This window comes from Streptomyces sp. NPDC037273, assembly GCF_055603625.1.
This window is the reverse complement of record NZ_JBVJVO010000001.1, coordinates 881,700-902,183: the sequence shown is the minus strand read 5'-3', so window position 1 is coordinate 902,183 and position 20,484 is coordinate 881,700. Positions and strand designations below refer to the sequence as shown.

General features: G+C 71.3%; 10 protein-coding genes and 1 pseudogene. 3 read left to right on the top strand and 8 right to left on the bottom strand.

The window, feature by feature from the left end:
- Positions 1-122: 122 nt before the first annotated feature.
- From ACZ7G1_RS04035 to ACZ7G1_RS04020, 4 genes are read right to left on the bottom strand one after another with little or no spacing between them, the layout of a single operon-like run.
- Positions 123-1,286 (bottom strand): Kelch repeat-containing protein, encoded by a 1,164-nt coding sequence (locus ACZ7G1_RS04035; RefSeq protein WP_470879609.1) that lies wholly within the window; start codon positions 1,284-1,286, stop codon positions 123-125.
- Complete coding sequence (locus ACZ7G1_RS04030; protein WP_470879607.1) at positions 1,283-2,506, bottom strand: Kelch repeat-containing protein; 1,224 nt, start codon at positions 2,504-2,506, stop codon at positions 1,283-1,285. Before ACZ7G1_RS04030 ends, ACZ7G1_RS04035 begins: the two co-directional genes overlap by 4 nt.
- A 27-nt stretch (positions 2,507-2,533) precedes the next feature.
- Positions 2,534-3,736, bottom strand: a complete 1,203-nt coding sequence (locus ACZ7G1_RS04025) for a Kelch repeat-containing protein (protein ID WP_470879606.1) — start codon at positions 3,734-3,736, stop codon at positions 2,534-2,536.
- A 23-nt stretch (positions 3,737-3,759) separates the two neighbouring features.
- Positions 3,760-13,269: a Tc toxin subunit A-related protein gene (locus tag ACZ7G1_RS04020; protein ID WP_470879604.1), complete on the bottom strand. Its 9,510-nt coding sequence runs from the start codon at positions 13,267-13,269 to the stop codon at positions 3,760-3,762.
- Between the two features lie 327 nt (positions 13,270-13,596).
- On the opposite strand from ACZ7G1_RS04020, the pseudogene ACZ7G1_RS04015 reads away from it, so the two are divergent.
- Positions 13,597-14,022, top strand: a pseudogene (locus tag ACZ7G1_RS04015) (glutaredoxin domain-containing protein); the annotation flags it as partial.
- A gap of 1,026 nt (positions 14,023-15,048) precedes the next feature.
- Here ACZ7G1_RS04015 and ACZ7G1_RS04010 read toward each other — a convergent pair.
- Positions 15,049-15,507, bottom strand: coding sequence for a group II truncated hemoglobin (locus tag ACZ7G1_RS04010; RefSeq protein ID WP_470879602.1), 459 nt, complete (start codon positions 15,505-15,507; stop codon positions 15,049-15,051).
- Positions 15,508-15,802: 295 nt separating this feature from the next.
- Here ACZ7G1_RS04010 and ACZ7G1_RS04005 point away from each other — a divergent pair, with 295 nt between their 5' ends.
- Positions 15,803-16,570, top strand: a complete 768-nt coding sequence (locus tag ACZ7G1_RS04005; protein WP_470879600.1) for an SDR family NAD(P)-dependent oxidoreductase — start codon at positions 15,803-15,805, stop codon at positions 16,568-16,570.
- Between the two features lie 36 nt (positions 16,571-16,606).
- Here the strand turns inward: ACZ7G1_RS04005 and ACZ7G1_RS04000 are convergent, their stop codons facing one another.
- On the bottom strand, positions 16,607-16,909 hold the full coding sequence (locus ACZ7G1_RS04000; protein ID WP_470879598.1) for a hypothetical protein: 303 nt from the start codon (positions 16,907-16,909) through the stop codon (positions 16,607-16,609).
- Positions 16,910-16,951: 42 nt separating this feature from the next.
- Complete coding sequence (locus tag ACZ7G1_RS03995; protein WP_470879596.1) at positions 16,952-17,683, bottom strand: SOS response-associated peptidase; 732 nt, start codon at positions 17,681-17,683, stop codon at positions 16,952-16,954.
- A gap of 511 nt (positions 17,684-18,194) precedes the next feature.
- Here ACZ7G1_RS03995 and ACZ7G1_RS03990 point away from each other — a divergent pair.
- Positions 18,195-19,226: an SGNH/GDSL hydrolase family protein gene (locus tag ACZ7G1_RS03990; RefSeq protein ID WP_470879594.1), complete on the top strand. Its 1,032-nt coding sequence runs from the start codon at positions 18,195-18,197 to the stop codon at positions 19,224-19,226.
- Positions 19,227-19,280: 54 nt separating this feature from the next.
- Here the strand turns inward: ACZ7G1_RS03990 and ACZ7G1_RS03985 are convergent, their stop codons facing one another.
- Positions 19,281-20,393: a calcium-binding protein gene (locus ACZ7G1_RS03985; RefSeq protein WP_470879593.1), complete on the bottom strand. Its 1,113-nt coding sequence runs from the start codon at positions 20,391-20,393 to the stop codon at positions 19,281-19,283.
- Between the last annotated feature and the right edge of the window lie 91 nt (positions 20,394-20,484).

Sequence of the window (20,484 nt, the reverse complement as noted above, 5' to 3'; positions counted from 1 at the left end):
GGTCCTCTCGCCCCCGGCCCTCTCGCTCCCGGCCCTCTCGCCGACACGACCGGCGACACGACCGGCGTCACCCGGTCCGCCGATCGCCCGCCGCCACCTCACCGGAACGGTGCCGCGCCCCGTCACGAGACGAACACCTCGCTCGTGGCGGTCAGCTGATGCGGTGCGCCCGTGGGCGTGGCGGGTTTGGCCCGGACGGTGCCGCCGGCCACCAGGACCCTGCCGTCGGCCAGGACGACCGCCGCGAAGTCGCTGCGGCCGACCGCCATGCCGGGGATCGCCGTCCACGTCCGCGTCCCGGGGTGGTACCGGGCGGCGCTTCGGTAGCCCGCGTCGCTCAGCAGGTAGTTGCCGCCGCCCATCACCAGCACCTCCCCTGTGCGCAGCCGTACGGCCCGGTGCTGGGTCCGGCCGCAGGGCATGTCGTTCTCCCGGGTCCAGCGGCCGCCGTCCGCCGGGTGCCAGCGCTCGGTCGTCGCCCGGCTGTACGGGTCGAGCCGGCCGCCGGCACGGCCTTCGTTCTCGGCGCCTCCGGTGGCCAGGACGGACCCGTCGGCCAGGACGGTCAGCTCGTGGCCGCTGCGTGGAGCCGCGAGGCTGCCCGTCGGCGTCCACGTGTCCGTCGCCGGGTCGTAGCACTCGGCGTACGCCAGTCCTGAGCCGCCGCGCCAGTCGTGACGGGTCGCCACCCAGCCGCCCGCGACCAGGACCCGGCCGTCCGGGAGAGCGACCGCCGGGTGGGCGGACCGGGCGTCGGTCATGTCCGCGGCCTTCGCCCACCCCGGAGTCCCCGGGTCGAACAGCTCCGCCGACTGCAAGGTGCGTTCCGACCCGGCCGACCGCGTCCCCGTGCCCCCGGCGACCAACACCCTCCCGTCCGGGAGGAGCGTCGCCGAGTGTCCGCAGCGGGCCTCGTGCAGTTCGCCCGCCGGGCTCCACTCGCCGGACCCGGGATCGTAGACCTCGGCGGTGGCCAGCGGCCGTGACGGAAAGGAGTTGGGACCGGTGACTCCGCCGGTCACCAGGACCCGCCCGTCGGCGAGCAGCGTGGTGGCGTGCAGCCGCCGTGCGGTGGCCAAGGGCCGCCCCGGTGACCAGGCTCCGTCGCGAGGGTCGAACAGCGCCGTTGCGTCCTGCGCGCCGAGGCTCGCGTCCGCCCCTCCGGCCATCAGGACGCGCCCGTCGGCCAGTCGTACGGCTCCGCCGGCCGCCCCCGACAGGATGCGTTCCCAGGGCAGGGGCCCGGCGGCGGACCAGCGGCCGGGGTCGCGTCGGTCGTCCGTCACGGTGTGAACACCTCCGCCGTCGCCGCCGGGACGTCGACGCCGATCGTCGGGACCGCGACGCCGCTGCGGGCCACGCCCCCGGCCGCCAGGACCCGCCCGTCGTCGAGGACGGCCGCGCCGAAGGCCCAACGGCCGGTGGCCATCGGCCCGGCCACCGCCCAGGCCCGCGTGTGCGGGTCGTAGCGCAGCGTCCCGGCGTGACCGATGTCCTGGCAGGCGTGGTCGACGCCGCCGCAGACCAGTACCTCGCCCGTGCCGAGGAGCAGGGCGCGGTGGTGGCCGCGGCCCCACGGCATCGGCGGTTCGGACCGCCATTCCTCGGCCACGGGGTCGTAGCGCTCGGCACCAGCGAGGCTGTGCGGGTCGTAGCGCCCGTCGTCCGCGGCACGGAGCCAGGAGCCGCCGAGCGTCAGCACGCTGCCGTCGCCGAGGACCAGGGCCTGATGGGCGCAGCGTGCCTCGTACAGCGCGCCGGTGGGGGCCCATGTGCCGGTCCTCGGGTCGTAGAGCTCGCAGAGGCCCAGGGTCGCGCACCGGCTGCGGCCGATGTCGGCGAGGCCGCCCAGGACGAGGACCCGCCCGTCGTGCAGCAGGACGGCCTGGTGGTGCCAGCGGGCGTCGCCCATCTCCCCCGTCGGGGTCCAGGTGCCGGTAGCAGGGTCGTAGAGCTCGGCGGAGGCGAGCGTGCGCAAGGTACGGGCGTCACGGGGCCGTGTGCCGCCCGCGACGAGGATCCGCCCGTCGGGCAGGGGGGTGGCCGTGTGCCCGTGGCGGGGTTCGTGGAGCGCGCCGGTGAGGGTCCAGGTCGCGTCGGCGGGGTCGTACACCTCGGCGGTGCTCAGGGCCGGCGGCGGATAGGCCTGCGGTCCGGTGATGCCTCCGGCGGCGAGGACCCGGCCGTCGGCCAGCGGGGTGAGGCTGTGCATGCGCCTGGCTTGGCGGAGCGGGGCGGTGGCGGTCCAGCGGGATCCGGCCGGATCGAAGAGTGCGGCCGTGTCCAGGGACCGCAGGGCCTGTCCGGCGCCGCCGGCGAACAGGACGCGCCCGTCCGGCAGTCGTACCGGTCCGTCCTGCTGCCCGTGCTGCATCAGGAGGGGGAAGGGTGGTGTGCCGGCCGGCGTCCACCGGCCGGAGGGCAGGGCGGGCGTCCTTCGGGCGGCGGGCCGGGGGCCTGCCGGGGTGGTGGGTCGTTCGCCGCCGTCGGCGAGCAGCGTACGCATGGGGGTCCTTCCCTCCCTCACGGCCGGTTACGGCGCGTAGATCTCCGCGGTGGCGGTGACCCGGTCCTCGCCGGGCAGCGGAGCCGCTGGCCCTGACTCCTCCAGGCCTCCCATGACGAGCACCCGGCCGTCGGCGAGGCCGATCGCGGCGGGGGCCCAGCGGCCGCGCAGCATCGGGAACTCCTTGGACCAGGTGCGGGTGGCGGCGTCGTAGAGCGTGGCGTTCTGGTATCCGACGGACATCGAGGCGTCGTCGGTGCCTCCGAGCACGAGGACGTCGCCGGAGGCGAGCCGGACGGCCCGGTGGTGGCTGCGGCCCCACGGCATCTGCCCGTCGGCGGTCCAGCGGTCCGCCGCCGGGTCATAGCGTTCGGTGGTCCACTGGCTGTACGGGTCGTAGGTCCAATCGTCGTCGACGAAGCCCCGCATGTCGCCGCCGGTGACAAGCACCGCGTTCCCCGGGAGCGGGGTCGCCTGGTGGCTCTTGCGGGCGGTCGCGAGCCCGGCGGTCGGCGTCCAGGCGTCCGCCACCGGGTCGTACAGCTCGCAGTGGGCGAGGGCCGTGTGGCTGCCGCGACCCACGGCGAGGATCCCGCCGACCATCAGCACGCGGCCGTCGTCGAAGCGCACCGCAGGGTGTCCGAAGCGGGCGTCGGTCATCGACCGGACCCGCGTCCACGTCCCCGTACCCGGGTCGTACGCCTCCGCCGTCCGCAGGGTCCGGTGGGAGTCGGCCGAGCGGACGGCGGCGCCGCCCGCGACCAGGACCCGGCCGTCGGGCAGCAGGGTCGCCGAGTGCGAGAACCGCGCCTCGCGCAGCGACCCCGTGGCCGCCCAGCCACCGGTGGCCGGGTCGTACACCTCGCACGAGCCGAGGCCGGTGGCCGGGACGGGCCCGGGCGGCTCGCCGATCCCGCCGGCCACCAGGACCCGGCCGTCGGCGAGCAGGGTCGTGGAGTGCAGCCTCCGGCCGGTCCACAGAGCCCCGGAGGACGACCAGGTGCCGGAGGCGGGATCGAACAGGGCGGTCACGTCGGTGGGGACCCGGCGCCCGTCCTCACCGCCCGCGAGCAGGACCCGGCCGCCGGCCAACTGGACGGCCGCATCGGCGGGTTGCGCCCAGAACCCGGCGAACGGCATCTCGCCCGATGACGTCCAGCGGCCGGGGACGGCGGCGCGCGCGGTGTCCGTGGGCGCGGCGGCGCCCGCGGACGGTTCCGCCGGGCGCACGGGCCGCCTGCGCGGCTCCCCGATCACGTCGTGACCGCCGGATCCGCCGGCGCCCCCACCGCGTACTGCCACACGAGCAGCAGGTCCTCGAAGGCGTCCGGGTTCAGGCGCCCTTCGTGGAGCAGCTCGGGCGCGAGCGCCGCGATCGCGGCGGCGGAAACGGTCACCCGCCACTCCTGGTCGGTCTCGGTCACGGTCCCGCCCACCCCGTCCGCACCGGCCCTCGGCTGTCCGGCCAGCGCCGGATCGGGCGTCAGCGTGAGGTCTCCGTGCGCACCACCCGGCCCGCTCAGGGCGACGGCCAGCTCCCTGCCCCCCGGATAACAGTCCCGGAAGCGCTTCGAGGAGCCGGGTGCGCGGTCCGTGGACAGGACGAGGACCAGTTCGGGCCGCTTGAGTGTGGTCGCCCGGTCGTGGAAGAGGTACGGGAAGTGCCTCTTGGAGAGGGCGAAGGAGAGCGTGGCCGGCGCGCCGGCGGGGGCGGCGAGGAACCGGCTCCACTGGTCGGGGAACTCCCGGCGCGCGCTGAGGTGCCGGTACAGGCCGGTGCCGCCGGACGTGTGCAGCCAGCCGCCGAGTGCCTTGTGCAGCTCCGCGACGGCGGCCGCGGCCAGGGTCGCCCCGCCGTCCCTCGCGGTGTACCGGAGCTGCATGACGACGTCGCTGATGGTGCCGTAGTCGAACTGGCGGAACGAGTCCGGCAGCGACAACTGCCACTCGCCGATGGCCCCCGCACCTTCGAAGGGCAGGAACCGCTCGTCACGCAACGTGCCGTCGAACAGCCCGGCGTCGTCCTGCCCGGTGCTCGTCACCACCGACTGCACAGGCCCGATGTGGTCCCGGAAACGGATGTCCCCGGGCTGCCGGCCGTGCTTGCCACCGTTCAACCGGGACACGAGCCGCACACTGCTCTTCAGCAGCGTGGCGGTGAGGTTCACCCCCGTGTACGGGCCCACCACACACGGCACGGTGAAACTGACCTGCTTCAGACGGCGCATGTAATGACCCGGCGTGTCCAGGTCGAACAGCGCCTCCGGCAGGGACACGAACGCCCTCCCGGTCTCCTTGAGGCTCTGCAGCGCCCCGGGGTCGAACTGCGCGAGCGAGATCCGCTTCGTCAGCTCCAGTTCCCGGGCGTTCGCCTCGTAATAGGCCGCGTCCATCCGATGCAGGTCGTTGAGCAGCCGCTCCCCCGCGAGCAGCCCCTTGTGGAGGCTGTCCCAGTGCCCGAAGGACACGAAGTCGGTCTCCTCGGTCCCCAGTTCATGACGCAGCGCCCGCTCGGCGCGCTTGGCGACGTCGTAGGCCAGCTGGTACGCCTGGAAATAGCTGGTGCCGAGCTGGCCCACCATCCAGTCGTACAGCTCCTGGTTGGTGTACTTGCCGCGCAACATCACATCGGCCTCACGCGAGTTCGCCATCAGCCGCACATGGCTGTCCACCTCCCTCTGCGCGGCGCTCCGGTGGGACTTGGCGACCTTGATCTGGGCGGCGAACTGCTTGCCCTCCTTCTCGGCCTGCCCCTTCTGGAACTTCCACTCCTCAAGCCGGTGGTCGTACCCACCCACGGTGGCCGACTGCTGCGCCTGCGAGGCGTCGGCACTGAGGTAGCCGATGATGCCGTGGGCCATGCCGATCATCGCGTCGGAGAGGTTGTTCCCGCCGAAGGTGGCACCCACGGAGGTCGGAGCACCGATCTTCAGCTCCGGGATCAGCGACAGATAGCTCGCAAGCGTGTTGATCGTGGCGGACACCTTCTGAAGCTCGACGGACTGCGCGCTCAGATCGGCGGCCGTCTCCTCCTTCGCGTTCATCCGGTTCTTGGCCTTGCCGGTGTAGTAGACCTCCTTGTCCTTGGCGATCGCCTGCGACGCCTCAAGCGCCTTGATGGCCCGCCTGGCCTCCTCCACCTGCTTCTTCCGGACCACGAGCGCCGCGTCGAGCGCCGTGTACTCGTGCGTCGACCGCAGCCGCGCCATCTCCTCCGCGTCCCTCTTCTCCAGCGCCGTGAGCAGCGCCGCCCCGAAGCTCTGCACCTGCTGCGCGAACTCCTTCGCCTTCGCGAGCATGGTGACGAACCGGTAGTGCGGCACGGGCGCGTTCATGTCCGCCAGCACGGTCGACAGATCCAGCCCCGACGACGCCGCCCGTGCCAACAGCCCCGGATCGATCTCCGCCCCGAACAGCGACACCTGCCGCGTCACCCCGTCGATGTTCTGCCCATGCCGGATCTTGTACAGCCGGTCGTCGACCGTGTCCCAGTACCCGAGCAGCTTCTCGTTCCGCGGAATCCCGAAGTAGTCCAACCAGCGGATACCGACCCCGGGCGCGATCCTCTGCGGCGTGTGCCGCGGCGTCGGAATCAGGTTCTCGGTCGCGGCCACCGCCGGCGCCGGCGGCTGCTCGTTCAGCTCCCGGAAGCTCAGCACGGGCGCCGGCTCCCGCCCCTTCACCTCCTCCGGCCTCCGCCCGAGGAGCTCGGCCGCCAGGATGTACAGCTGCGTGGCCTCGTTCACCGACTCCAGCGTGTCCTGCCGGAACAACTGGTCACCCCAGGCGATCAGGTTGTCCAGGTACTTCATCACCACGGCCTTCTGGTACGCCGTCGTCCGCACCCTCGCCACGATGTCCGGCTGGAACGGATGCCGCAGCCACGCATCCACCTTGGCCGCTTCCTTCTCGTTGCCCTCCGCCAACCGCCGCAGGATCTCCTCGATCCGCTGCTTCTGATAGTTGTCCTCGGCCGTCGGATCCGTCGACATCTCGAAGAACGGCTTCGTCCGCCAGAACCGCTGCGGCCCGCTCGTCGTCGTCCGGTCCGTGGGGTCGAAGATCCGGTGGAACCACTGCTGGGCCTCGGCGAACCGCTGGTTGGTGGTGAGGCGGTTGGCCATGAGGAGGGGGGCGTGGAAAAAGAGCTCCCAGTTGTAGACGGCGTAGGGCTCGGAGGCGTCGAAGGTGATCTCCTCGACTGGGTAGTCGGGCGCACCCGCGTGGAAGGGATCAGGTGTGTAGCGCTGCTCGAAGGTCTCGCGCGGTGCGAGTGCTTCGGGATGCAGCTGGAGGTCCCTCTCGAAGAGGGCGTCCACTCCTCGTAGGTCCAGCTGCGCCTTGAGCAGCTCGACGTACGGGTGGTAGAAGCCGGCGAACTGGTACCTCCAGCGCTCACCGCTGCGGTGTGGCTCCACCACATAGGACCGCTCGCTGTCGGTGAAGAACCACACTTTGTGCTGCGCGGGCAGGTCCTGTTGGAACGAAGTGACGACACGGTAGGGCAGGGACAGCGGGGTGTTCTTGAAGATCTCCGCGTCGAGGTGGAAGGTTCTGGCGCGCTCGTTGTTCCTGTGCTGTCGCTCAACCCAGGTGTTGTTGAGGACCTTCAGGTTGGCCGGCGGCTTGTAGAAGTCCCATTGGCGCACTCCCTCGGCCGCGGTCTGACCGTCGGGGTCGGTCGCCGGCAGGTCCTCGGGAACGAAGACCGAGAACCGGATGGGATCGGTGATCATGCTGCCGCGTCGCCTGCTCAGCCTGAACCTGCCCCACGTGGTGGAGGAGCGCGGAATGAGGAGCACCGTGTCCCACAGAGCGAACGTCGTGGCGTAGTGGCACCAGACGACAGGCTCCCGGCTGTAGTGGTCCGTTCCGGGGATGAAGAGGTACGGATCCTTGGACGCCGGGTCGAGGAACGGCACGCTGACGGTGTGTGGCCGGAAGCGCGGGTTCAGCTTGGGGTTGGTGGTCAGCATCTCGTTCGACACCCGTTTGGTGGTCCACTGGCCGTTGCGGTACTCGCTCCAGTTCAACTGGATCTGCCAGTACTTCGGGCTCTGCTTGAGCCTGTTGTCATCGGAGCCGTCGGGCAGTGACTTGATCTCCTGGCTCTCGCCGGCGGGGATGAAGGTCGGCCAGAAGGCGTACAGGTGCTTGTCCCACATGCCGAGGGACAGGGCCTCCCCGTCAATGTCGAGGTTCATCTTCTTCCACGGCGTCCAGTACAGCCGGTTCACCCAGGTACGGAAGTAATGGGCACGAGGGGCCGACTCCGTGCGGGCCATCACGTAGACGGTCTCTCCGCTGAAGTCGGTCGGCGGGACGTTCGGGTCATGCTGAACGTAGAGGCCGCTCGGCTGAAGCCGGGCCACGTCCGCCAACTGCTCCAGATACCCGAGCAACGCCCCCCGCGCCGTCTCGTCATTCAAGTCCTTCTGCGTGAGATCCGTCTCCAACTGCCTGAAGAACGATGACTTGTCCGCCCGCAGCTCCGGCTCGAAGTAGTTCTCCGGGTACAGGAAGATCTTCTGGTTGGCCTCCCACAGGCGGTACCGCTTCATCCACTCCCACTGCTCCCACAGCTCGGAGTCGGACGTCGTGACCTGCGGCTCCAGGTTCAGCAGGCAGCGCTGGACGAAGAGCTGGATGCTGTAGGCGGCCTGTGCGATGCGGGTCGTCTGCTGGCCGGCACCCATCTCCACATCGAGCAGGAAGTGGTCGTGGAGCCCGTTCGCGTCCCGCCACAGCGGGGTCCCGCCGTCGAGGGCGGGATGGGCGACGAGATACGCGACGAGGGCCGCGCGGCCGCGCTCGCGCAGGGTGTCCTGCATGGGGCCGGCGACCGCGAACCAGTCGGTGGCGGTGTGGCGGGCGCGCGCGGCACCCCAGGCGGCCTGCGCGGCCTCGGGGGTGAAGTCGGCGCGAAGCCACAGGTTCGCGCGCTCGGAGGAGACGCCGAGGCGGCGGTACATGGCGACGCCGCGCCGGAGTTTGTCCAGGTTGGCGAGGCTGACGAAGCGTTCGGCGATGTTGATCTGGAAGTTGCGGGCCACCATGTTCACGTCCAGGAATGCCCAGCCGGTGAGCCGGCACAGTTCCCGGACGATCTGGCTGTCGTAGGTCCCGGGCGTCAGGGCGAGCCGGAAGACCGCCTCGATCGTGGCGATCCCGCCGGGCAGGGCGTCGCGGAGCCGGGCCAGGGTGATCAGCCCGGACAGCCACAGCACGGGCACGTGGGAGAGCGGCGTGGGCGGGACGGCGGGCAGCGTACCGAGGTCGAGCCACTGGCCACGGGCCGCGTACCGGAACACGAAGGGCAGTTCCTCGGCGGTGAAGCGGAGGGTCTTCAGGACGATCGCGACCCGGTGGACGAGTTCGAGCGCGATGTACTGCGGACCGAACCCTGCCCGGCTGATCACCACCGCCGGATCGCTCCCGGTGAACGCCGTGTCGAGGAACTCCTCGAACACCGGCTTCCCCCCGGCGCCCGGCAGCCACGTCCCGAGCAGCGCCTCCGCCAGCGCCGGATCCAGACCGGCCGCCCGCCCGACCTGCTGCACCACGGCGTCCTTGCCGAGAGACTTCCGCAGGTACGGCGCGACCCGCTCCAGCACCAAGTGGAACCGGTCGGCGGGCAGCTTGTCGGACGCGTCGAACAGGGCACTGGCATCGGCCGCGACGAGAAAGACGTTCCCCACCTCCGGCGCCGCCTCCTGCGCCGTGACGAGCCCGTCGACCGCCGCCACCAGATCGCCGTCCGTCCCCGGCGCCTCCTTCAGCAACTTCACCTCGGCCTCACCGAGGTAGCCGCGCGACCGCAGCACGTGTGCCGTCACGTCGTGGAAGACCTTCGTGGCCAGCGCCGCGGGTACGGCGTACCCGGGAGGCAGCGCGTCGAGAGGCGCCGCGAACACGGGGATGCGCAGCGCCTTCATACGGGCGGCGACGAAGCGGCGTGGGCCTTGGTACAGCGCCTCGATGGCGGTCCGGAAGGCCTCGCCCGCGGGGCCGGCGGGGGCGAGGGCGAGGAGTTGTTGCTGCTGGGCGTTGTTCATGGGGCCCGTGAAGGTGAGGCGGGCTGTGTGCTCGGGTTGAACGGGCTGCCCTGGCTCCGCGGGATCGGACGGCCCCTCCGGCCTGGTCGGCGTGGTCGGCTCGCCCGGCTCCGTCTCCTGCGCCGGTTCGAAGCGCACCGGCAGGTCCGGCGGCAGGGTCACCCCGGTGGGAAGGGCGGCCAGCGGAGCCGTATAGACGACCGTGCCCGCGAGGTTGGACACCGCTTCCTGGACCAGGCCGGCGTCCCAGCCCATGAGGGCCAGGTTCCTGCGGGTGAGTTCGCCCCTGTCGTCGGTGGTTCCTCGGGTCTGCTGCTGGACGGCCTGGAGCGCGGTACGGAGGGAGGTCAGTGCGGCGGCGAGTGCCGCGTCGTCCGGGACGGCGCCGTCGAGCGGGGACCGGCGGGCGTCCAGGACGGCCTCGATGTCGACGGCCCGGAACCCGGCCTCCGTAAATCCCTCCATGAGATCGACGAAGCGCCCGAGCACACCCATCTCGGAGGCGGCGGGCAGCAGCGGCAGCCCGGCCGCGGCCTCCGTCCCCGGGGGCCGCAGCCGGTCACCGGCCGCGGGTTCGGTCTCGGCGGACGCGGACGGGGCTCCCGTACCAGCCTCGCCCTCCGCCTCACCCGCAATCTCACCCTCAGCCTCGGGCGCGCTCGTGAACGTCGCCGCGGAGGCCACCAGATGCGACCAGGGATTGGCACTGCTCCGGGGTGCCAGCTTCAGCAGGTCGACGATGGGCTGCGAAAGGGTCCGGGCCAGCGTCACCACGCAGCTGAGGACCGTCAGGTTGACCAGGTTGAGGGACTTGTTGCGCAGGGGGGTGTTCGGCCCCGTCACCAGCTCGGCCAGCTCGGCGTCGGTGACCTGGAGCGCGGCCAGCAGGGCGGCCGACACGGCGGGGGTGTCCAGGCTGCCGATGACCTTCAGCTCACTGCGGTCCGCGTTGAGTTCGAAGGGGCTCGGGACGCCGGGTTGTGGGCTGACCACGGCGGGGTCAAGGAACAGCCGGTCGTAGAGCGGCGGCCGCTCGTCGGAGGGGTAGCGGTGGGTGTCCAGCGGCCGGCAGAAGCCGAGGACGCGCTCCACCGGCAGGTCCAGCCTCCCGCTCATGGCGCGGACGGCCGCGATGGACCGCAGGGTGAGCGCGTCGAGGCGACCGTCGTTGTTGACGCCCTGGATCAGCCGGTCAAGCTCTCGTGGCTCCACACCCAGGGCGTGCTGGAGCCGCACGAACCGGTGGAGCCGTTGGAGGAGCGCGGCGTCGAGACCGGAGAGCGTCATCTTGTCCGTGGCGCTCGGGGACCGCGCGTCGGGCACGAACCGCACCACCCGACCGGGGTCGACGAAACGGGTCTCCAGCACGGCCGCGAGCTCCGCGAAGCGCAGTCCCGCGGTGTCGAGGAGCACGCGCACGTTAGTCATCGCGTCCGTCAGCGCCGCGTCGGTGGTCGCCGCCGGCCGCCCGTAGAACTCCGCGAGAGTGCGCGGCGGGGTCAGCGTCTCCCCCGCGATGATCTGCTGCGACACCTTGGACAGCCCGAGGCGTGACGCCGTGAGGAGCCGGTCGAAGTCGGTCGGGTGCGTGGCGTCGTAGCAGAGGTCGAGTACGAGCGCCTCGCGGGTCACGCCCATGTGGCCGAGATAGGTCGTGGTCTGCTCGCCCCACAGATCGAAGGGCAGCTGCCACGGGTGAACGGCGTTCCGCAGCTTGTCGTACGCACCGGTGTTCACGTGCTGCGGCTGCACCCGCAGTTCGTCCGACCCGCCACGACTCTGCCGCTCGGCCGCCGGAACGGCCGTCTCCGGTGACACCGCCGACTCCAGCACCTCGTTGACGAGGTCCACGTACGGCAGGCTGAACTCGGTGTTCTCCTTGCTGAGTTCGACGTCCCACAGATCTCGCCGCCGCCCGTACAGCACCTCCGCGACCGGCCCGCACCGCGACTCCCCGGTCAGCACACCTCCACCCAGCCGACGCAGGTAATACAGCAGATCCACCAGATACGCCGCCTGGCTGTACACCGACCGGCTCTCCTCGACCGGCGCGTAGTCGGCCGACCCGAACAGGTCCTCCCAGTCCGGGATCTGCGCCGTCTGCGGCACGATCGCCGGCAACCAGGGCACATCGAACTGCCCCGCCGTCCGAAGGTCGGCGACCAGGTTCACCGCCTCCGCGTGCACCTGCGTCGCCCGCGCGTGGATCGCCCGCGCCTCGCCCTCGTCGACCTCGCCGGACACCTTCCGTACGAAGTCCGACACCCCGACCCCCGCCACGGCGTACGACGAGTGGAAGCCGTTCCCCCGCAGCGCCTGCATCGCCTCGAACCTCGGCGCGATCTTGAACGTCCTCTGCATCACCGCCAGCTCACGCCGCTCCTCCGGATCCGGCACCGTACGCGCGTCGACACGCGTGGCCGTCAGGTCGAAGTCGGGGTTCGCCACCAGGAACCGCGTCGCGGGCGCCTCGGCATGGTCCGGATGCCCGGCGAGCCGGAAGGCGATGTGCGCCGTGGGGTACGCCTTGGCCACCCGCTCGCGAATGCCCTCGGCGTACTCCCGCGCGGGGTTACCGCCCTCGTCCCCGCCGTCGCCCCCGCCGTCGGCGTCCTGCGGCGTCAGGGCGGTACGCAGGTGGCGAGGGGCCTGTACGGGGCCGGCCACCGCCTCCGGCACCCCACCCGTCTCGGCCACCAGCTCGTCCCAACGGCCGTCCAGGCGCACGAGGTCCCGCCGGTCCGTGAACTCCCCCGTGTCGAACCGCGAGAGCAGCGCCTTCACCAGCCGCGGATTGTCACCGGTCAGCCGCCCGAGCTCCAAGGCAAGGTCCAACTGCTCGACGTGACCGTCGAACTCCCCGGCCAGGCTCTCGGGGCTCCCGGTGCGGTCAAGGTGCGCGCTGTACAACCGCGCGCGCACCTCCGGATCGGGTACGGCCAAGGCGAAGATCCGCGCGAGCGGAGAGGGCACGACACCGTCCGGCACCCCGCGAACGGCGGCCTCGGACACGGCCGCCCCGTCGACCGCCTCGGCGGCCCGCAGCTCCCTGATGCGCAGGTCCGCCATGAACTCGGCGGCACCGTCCGGCGACGAGATCACTCCGCCCTCAGCGGCGGCGGCCAACGCGGCCGAGACCTCGGACACACTCCGCTGCGCCAGCTCGCCCAGATCGGCGGGCAACCCACGCGTGAACAACCCGAAGTACCGCTCAGCCGAGAGCCCCGTACTCCGCTCGTGCCTCGCGGCCTGCGCCGCGTGCCCGATCTCCTGATGGCTGTGGCCGGTCGCCCGCGAAAGGAAGGCCAGCTCATGCCCGTCCGCGTCCTCGCCCACCTCCGCGAGACCCACCCCGTCGAGGTGCACGCCCACCGCGCTCAGCAAAGCCTCGTAACGACTCGGCCCACTCCCCGGCAGCCGCAGGTCCACCCCCTCGACACCTTCAGCACCGCCGGCGAGCGGCCGTACGACCCGGCGACCGACCTGCCCGTCCAGGCTCGCCTCGACGACCAGCTCCACGGCCCCGTCCGGCACCGAGCCCTCCACCCGGTAGGCGCCCCCGTCCCCGCTCCGCGCCTCCCCCATCACCTCCACCGACCGCAGCCGTCTCACCGACACCACGACCGCGGCCCCCACCACGGGGCCCCCGTCCTCCCGGCACACTCGGCCCTGAACGGTCACGGAACGGGGGGCGGCTGAACTGGTCATGGCCTCACCTGATGACGGGGCTCTACGCCTTCTGAGCTGGCAATCTCCGCTCGGGAGCATAGCGACGACCTACCCCAGATCCCCCCTATACAGCTTCAAACCCCTCATACAGCCGAATTGGGTGCACACCCCTCTTCAATCACCACTCACGCCCGCCCCACCCGCCCCCCTGGCCCGTGTGGTGCGGCGGCGACGGGCGCGACGGCCCCGCCGGACGTCTCGGCCGACGGCCGGCGTCCACGTACAGGACCGCACATGCGGGGCGAACGTCGGCTGATGTGGCACCGGCCCGACGACCGCGTCGGCGCCTCGATACCATGCGGCTCCATGATGCGCGCTTGGATCCTGCCCACGCTGCTCGTGCTCTGCGGCTCAGCCCTCGCCACGGCACAGACCCTCATGGGAAGCCCAGGCACGGCCACAGCCCTCCTGCTGCTGTTCCTCGCGCTCGCGGGCGTGAACTCGCCCCTGATCTTCCCGCGGTCCATCCCCGCTGAGGAGGCACAACACCTCAGCGCGGTCGACGGCCGACCGGTCGTCTTCTGGCGACCCGGCTGCCAGTACTGCATACGCCTGCGCGTCCGACTGGGCCTCCGCGCCCGCCAGTTGCACTGGGTCGACATCTGGCGCGACCCCGCCGGAGCCGCCGCGGTGCGCGAAGCCAACGACGGCAACGAGACCGTGCCGACGGTCGTCCTCGCGGGCCGGCCGCACACCAACCCCGATCCCGCCTGGGTACGCGAACAACTCTCCCTTCTTCGCGATCAGCGACCGGGCTCCGAGAAGGGGCATTCACCCACCCAAGCACCCTCTCAGCCGCATCTCGACGCCGTGACGGACGAGGGCGAGCCGGCCCAAAGCCAGCGCGGCGCGCAGAGCGGCCCCTGTTCGTGCTTCAACATGGCAAGGCATGTTCCTCAAGCCCGAGTTGGATTCCACGCCGAGCGACAGGACACCTCCGCTCCCGGCTGGCAGCACCTGCTGGAGCTCATCGACGAGGCCGCCGCCGACGGGCGCGAAGAGTTCCGCCCCCTGGCCGAACTCAGCCCGGAAGAGCGGCAGCAGATCATCACCCTGCCGCCGAGCATCGCCAAACTGACGGCGGTCAAGCACCTCGTCCTCTATGCGAGCAACCTGGTCCGTATCCCGCCCGAGATCGGCGCCATGACCAGCCTGGAGGAGTTCACCCCTTACACCTCCGCCCGGCTGCACTGGTTCCCCTACGAGATCACCCGCTGCCGGAAGCTGACCGACAGCACGGTGAGCACGCGCGCGCTGTTCGGCAACTTCAAACTGCGGCCGCCGTTCCCGCGGCTCCAGCCTTCCCCCGACTCCGTCGCGGACCTCGATCTGGGAAACCTGGACCCCCGCCGCTGGGGCGCCACCGCCATACACACCTGCAGTGTCTGCGACGGCCCCATCGAGGCGGGCAGCCTCGTTCAGGTGTGGATCTCCCTGCGCGTGGCCACCGACGTACTGCCCCTGCTGGTCAACGCCTGCTCGTCGGAGTGTGTCGCCTCCCTGCCCGCCGGCGATCGCGACCACATGCCCTCCCCCCACAAGGGTGGCCGCGTCGACCAGCTGCCGTCCGACTGGAACTGACCGCCCAGACCCCCGCGTGCTCGCCCGATCTCGGCGGCCGAGCCCGCGTGAGCAGCCCTCCGCCTGATGTGGCGGCTCGGCCTCGCGAGGTGGCTTTTCGGACGATTGTTGGACTGGGGGGGCGGCCGCCGAGGTGTGTCGGTGCGGACGCGGCGCGGTCCGCACCGAAGGCGGGGGTCAGGCGAGGCCGTTCCAGTCCCAGCGGGGGGTGGGGCCGGGGGTGCCGAGGTCGGTGCCGGGGGCGGAGGCGGAGACGTCCTTGGCGATGCGGGTACCCCAGTCGAAGTAGGCGATGACTTGGCGGCGGAGGAGGGCGTCGTCGGGAAGTTCCTTCTCCACGGCGGCCGTCATCAGTTCCATCCAACGGAGGCGCTGTTCCTCGGTGATGCCGAGGCCGAGGTGGGCGCGGAGGAGCGCTTGGTGGCCGCCGTGTTCGGCCGTGAACTCGGCGGGACCGGAGAAGACTTCGGCGAGCCAGATGGCGACGTGTTCCACGTGGGTGGGCGTGAAGTCGGCGAAGACGGGGGCGAGCAGCGGGTCGGCGAGGACGCCCTCGTAGAACGTGACGGAGAGGCGCCGCAGCGCTTCGGCGCCGCCCGCGGCTTCGTACAGGGTGTTCGTGCGCTCGGCGCTCATGGAAGGCCTCCGGAGTGAGCTGGGTGGAGCGGGGCTGGGCTGGGCTGGTGCCACCCAGCTTTCACGCAACGCGCCCCGGATCCAAGGATGTTCGCTCTCGGCGGGGCGGGGCGAACGCCTTGGGCTGGCCAGCCGGTGGTTCCTGTCGACGGAATGAGGCCGAGGCCGAGGTCGGGGGCGTGGGCGAATGGCTGAGGTGTGTCGTGACAGGTGGGAGGGGTGGGTGATCGGGTGAGGGGTGGGGTGGATGGGACGTTAGGGTCTTTTCCTTCGTTGGGGTGTGAAAGGAAGTTTCATGAAGCTGCCGGCGGCAGGTAGGCGGGTGCTGGTGAGTGGTGCGTCGCGCGGGCTGGGGCGGGCGGTGGCGCAGGCGTTCGCGGCGCACGGGGATCGGGTCGCGGTGCACTTCGGGTCGAGGGCCGATGACGCGCGGGTGACGTTGAAGTCGCTGGCCGGTACGGGGCACGTGCTGGTGGGCGGGGATCTCTCGAATCCGGCGGGGGCGGCGGTCGTGGTGGACATGGCGGCCGAGGGGCTCGGCGGGATCGACGTACTGGTGAACAACGCGGCGGTGAACGTGCGGCATCCGCTGGCGGAGACCACGTACGAGGAGTGGGTGGCGGTCTGGCAGCAGCATGTTGCGGTGAATCTGCTGGCCACGGCTAACCTGAGTCACCTGGCGGGCCGGATCATGATCGACCAGGGCACCGGGGGCCGGATCGTGAACATCGGCTCCCGGGGCGCGTTCCGCGGTGAGCCGGATCATCCGGCGTACGGGGCGACGAAGGCCGCCGTCCACGCCCTGGGCCAGTCGCTCGCCGTCTCGCTCGCTCCTTACGGGATCGGCGTCGCCTCGGTGGCCCCGGGCTTCTTCGCCACCGAACGTGTCGCCCCACGACTGGAGGGGCCCGAGGGCGACTCGATCCGCGAGCAGAGCCCGTTCGGCCGCGTCGGCTCCGCCGAGGAAATCGCGGAGTCGGTGCTGTGGCTCGCGTCGCCCGCGGCCGAATGGTCGTCCGGGACGATTCTGGATCTCAACGGAGCCTCATACCTGAGGAGTTGAGGGGCCGAGGATCTGACCTCGCCCGCCACACGGCCGTCAGCCGATCGTGTCGGGCAGGTCGGGGGACTGCGTGTCGGCTGTCAGTTCCGCGAGCCGGAAGAAGTACTCGAACTGGGAGAGGCGGCCGGTGATGCGGACGAAGTACGAGCGGTCGGACACCTTGAACACCTCGCGCCGCTTGACCTTGGTGACGTCACGGTCGTAGGCGTTCACCTCCTCGGCGAACCGTGTGAGCGCCTCCTCCGCGCTGCCTTCGAACTCGGCGGCGGTGCGAATGCTGGACACTTCGTCGCCGCCGCCCCCGCCTACACGGCTGATGAGCACGATCCACTGAGCCATGACCGAATCCCCCTGCTGTCTCGCTCTCGTGATCATTATTCATCAGATCGCGTCGAGGAGGTGGGCGCCGTTGTTGCGGACGTTGTTGACGGCCGGGGAGACGAGGCGGGCGTTGAGGCGGCCGTCGGCGGGGCGGGTGAGGAGGGCGCGGAGGTCGTCGGTGTCGTGGTGGTGGGGGTCGAGCCAGGCGTCGTAGTGGTCGGGGGTGAGGGCGAGGGGCATGCGGGGGTGTATGCGGCCGGCTTCGTCGGTGGCCTCGGTGGTGATGATGGTGCAGGTGATGAGCCAGGCGTCGGGGTCGTCGGCGTCGGCGATGTCGGGGTTGCGCCAGTACTCGTACAGGCCCGCCATGGCCATCACCTCACCGTCGGCGGGGTGGATGAAATAGGGCTGCTTGCGGGTCTTGCCCGTCGCTTCGTCCTTGACCGGGTCCCATTCGTAGAAGCCGTCGGCGGGGAGCAGGCAGCGGCGCTTGGCGAAGGCACTCCGGTACGCGGGCTTCTCGTGCACGGTCTCGACCCGGGCGTTGATCATCCGGGACCCGATCTTCGGGTCCTTCGCCCACGACGGGACGAGGCCCCATTTGAGCGCCCGAAGCGTGCGGCGCACCTCGTCGCCGTCGTCGCGGCCGGCGCGTTCGAGGATCGCGTAGACCTGGTCGGTGGGCGCGACGTTCCAGCTGGGCGCGAGGGTCTCTTCGGGTTGCCATTCGGTGACCTGGAAGAGCCGGGTCAGGTCCTCAGGGCTGCGAGTGGAGGTGTATCGGCCGCACATGGGGCCACTGTGCCATGGTGCGCACGGGGTCGGGGAGCGAAGGCGCATTCGGGGAACCGGTCGCGCCGCTCTGCCGGCCCGCGTGTAGTCGATGCCAGGGGCACGGCGGTGTCCTGACGTGGCGTCGGCGGACTTCCGGCCAAGTACGCGCGGGCGTCGGTGCGGGAGTCGGGACGTGTCTTCGGTTGTCGCTCGGGTGTACGGCAGGGGCGCGCGTCCGCCAGGGCGCCTCCGCCCTTTCGGCACATGGCCGTGCCGCCCGGGCTGTGGGGCGGTCCAGGGGGCGCGCCTTCTCTTTCGGGTCGTGATCGGGTCCGGGGCCGGGGGCGCGTCGCCCTGGTAGGCCTGTTGACCAGGCCTCATGGCAGCACTTGACGAGGTGTCCAATAAGCGGTGGTTGCGCCACGCGTCAGCTGGAAGATCACATTCCGCATCTGACCTAATACGGAGCGTTCCGAACCGTTCGCTTCTCCAGTGAGCCTCGATGAAGGGCACAGCCATGTCTTCGGCCATGCGTAAGACGACGAAATCCCCGGTGGTACGGCGGCTGGTGGCCGCGGCCGTCGCGTTGGGCAGCTGCCTGACGCTCGCCGGCCCCGCCGGGACCGCGGGCGCGGCGCCCGCCGAGCCCGTGCCGACCGTCTTCTTCGGCGACTCGTACACCGCCAACTTCGGGATCGCCCCCTGGAACCAGGAGGGCGAAAGGACCTTCTGCTTCCAGGCGAAGGAGAACTATCCCGCGGTCGCCACCCGGCGCCTCGCGGACAAGGGCGTCACGCTCGACGTGCAGTCGGACGTGTCCTGCGGAGCCGCGCTCGTCCATCACTTCTGGACCGAGCAGGAGCTTCCCTTCAACATCGGCAAGCTCGCCCCGCAGCAGGACGCGCTCAAGGCCGACACGCAGTTGGCCGTGGGCAGCATGGGCGGCAACACAGTGGGCTTCAACCGGATTCTCAAGCAGTGTTCCGACAAGCTCCGCAGCCCGGAGAACGCGCTGCTTCCGGGCGAGCCCGTCGACGCGGACGAACCGGCGGCGACGTGCGGGGCGTTCTTCGAGTCCGGTGACGGCAAGCAGTGGCTCGACGATCAGATCGAACGGGTCGGATGGGACCTCGAGGAGCTGCTGGAGCGCATCCGGTACTTCTCCCCCGACGCGAAGCCCGTGCTGGTCGGATACCCGCGACTCGTGCCCGCGGACCCGGCGAAGTGCTTGACGCCGGCGCCCGGTCAGACGGAACTGCCGTTCGCCGATGTTTCGCAGGACGCGCTGCCGGTCCTGGACGGCATCCAGAAGCGTCTGGACGACACCATGAAGAAGGCCGTCGCGAACGCCGGCGCCGACTTCGTCGACCTCTACGCGCAGACCGGAAGCAACACGGCCTGCGACGGCGCCGACCGGGGCATCGGTGGTCTCCTGGAGAATTCGCAGATCAGCTTCGGCGAGGACCAGTGGCTGCCGTGGTACGCGCACCCCAACGAGAAGGGTCGCGACATCCAGGCCAAGCAGGTGGCCGACAAGGTCGAGGAGGTCCTCAACCGGTAAGGGTCGTCCACCGGGGTGGTCGCCCGCACGTCGGCGGCCACCCCGGCCGGGGAGTTACGGGACGCCGACGACGGACTCGCACTGGGTCGCGGTGTCGAAGGGGCCTGTTTGGCCGTCGCAGTGGTCGGTGGCGGGGCCGCCTTCGAGGCGGTCGTTGCCGGGGCCGGCGAAGAGGGTGTCGTCGGAGTCGCCGCCGCGGAGGATGTCGGTGCCGCCGGCGGTGCCGACGGTCGTGTCGGCGTCGAAGTTGACGTTGTCGCCGAAGAGGGTGTCGGAGCCGCCGCGGCCTTCGATGATGTCGTGGCCGGCGGCGGTGACGGAGGTGTCGCCCACGGAGCTGTCGCCGACGAGGAGGTCGTCGGCGGTGCCGCCGAGGAGGCGGTCGTGGCCGGCGCCGGTGGCGGGGCCGCCTGCCGGGTCGTTGATGTTGTGGTCGCCGAGGGCGAAGAAGCCGCCGTCGGTGCCCAGGTCGATGAGGTCGTCGCCGCCGGAGCCGTGGGCGCCGGTGACGCCTTCGCTGTCGCCGATGGCGTTGTCGCCGGCGCCCGCTCCGGCGAGCAGGATGTCGTCGCCGGCGCCGGTGGCGGAGCCCGCGAGGGGTGCGGCGGAGTCGCCGAGGAGGCTGTCGTTGCCGTCGCCGCCTTCGATGCGGTCGTTGCCGCCTCCGGAGGCGTTGCCGCCGCCGAGGCTGAGGCTGTCGCCGTCGAGGTGGGGGTCGTTGCCGGGGCCGCCGTAGAGCTGGTCGTTGCCGCCGCCGGTGGCGTTGCCGTTGTCGGACTGGGAGTCGCCGAGGAGGGTGTCGGCGCCGTTGCCGCCGTAGAGGATGTCGTGGCCGCCGCCGGTCGCAGGGCCGCTCACGGCGTACACGTCGCCGTTGATGTCGTCGTCGCCGTCGCCGCCGTCGAGGCGGTCGTTGCCGAGGCCGCCGGAGACGAGGTCGTTGCCGCCGAGGGCGCAGACGGTGTCGTTGCCGCCGCGGCCGTCGATGATGTCGGCGCCGGAGGAGCCGACGATGACGTCGTTGCCGGGGGTGCCGTTGATCGTGCCGGAGCCGGTGATGGTGGCCGGCAGGCCGAAGCAGGTCGGCGGGGCGGCGACGGCGGTCGCGGGGGTGCCGAGGAGCAGCAGGGCCGCGGCCGCCAGACCGGTGGTGAGCGGACGGGTCATGGGACGACGACCTCCGTACGTGGGTCTGGGGGCGGGCGCCGAGCGGCGCCCGTTCCGGACACTAGGTGGGCCGTCCCTGCCCGGCGACCGT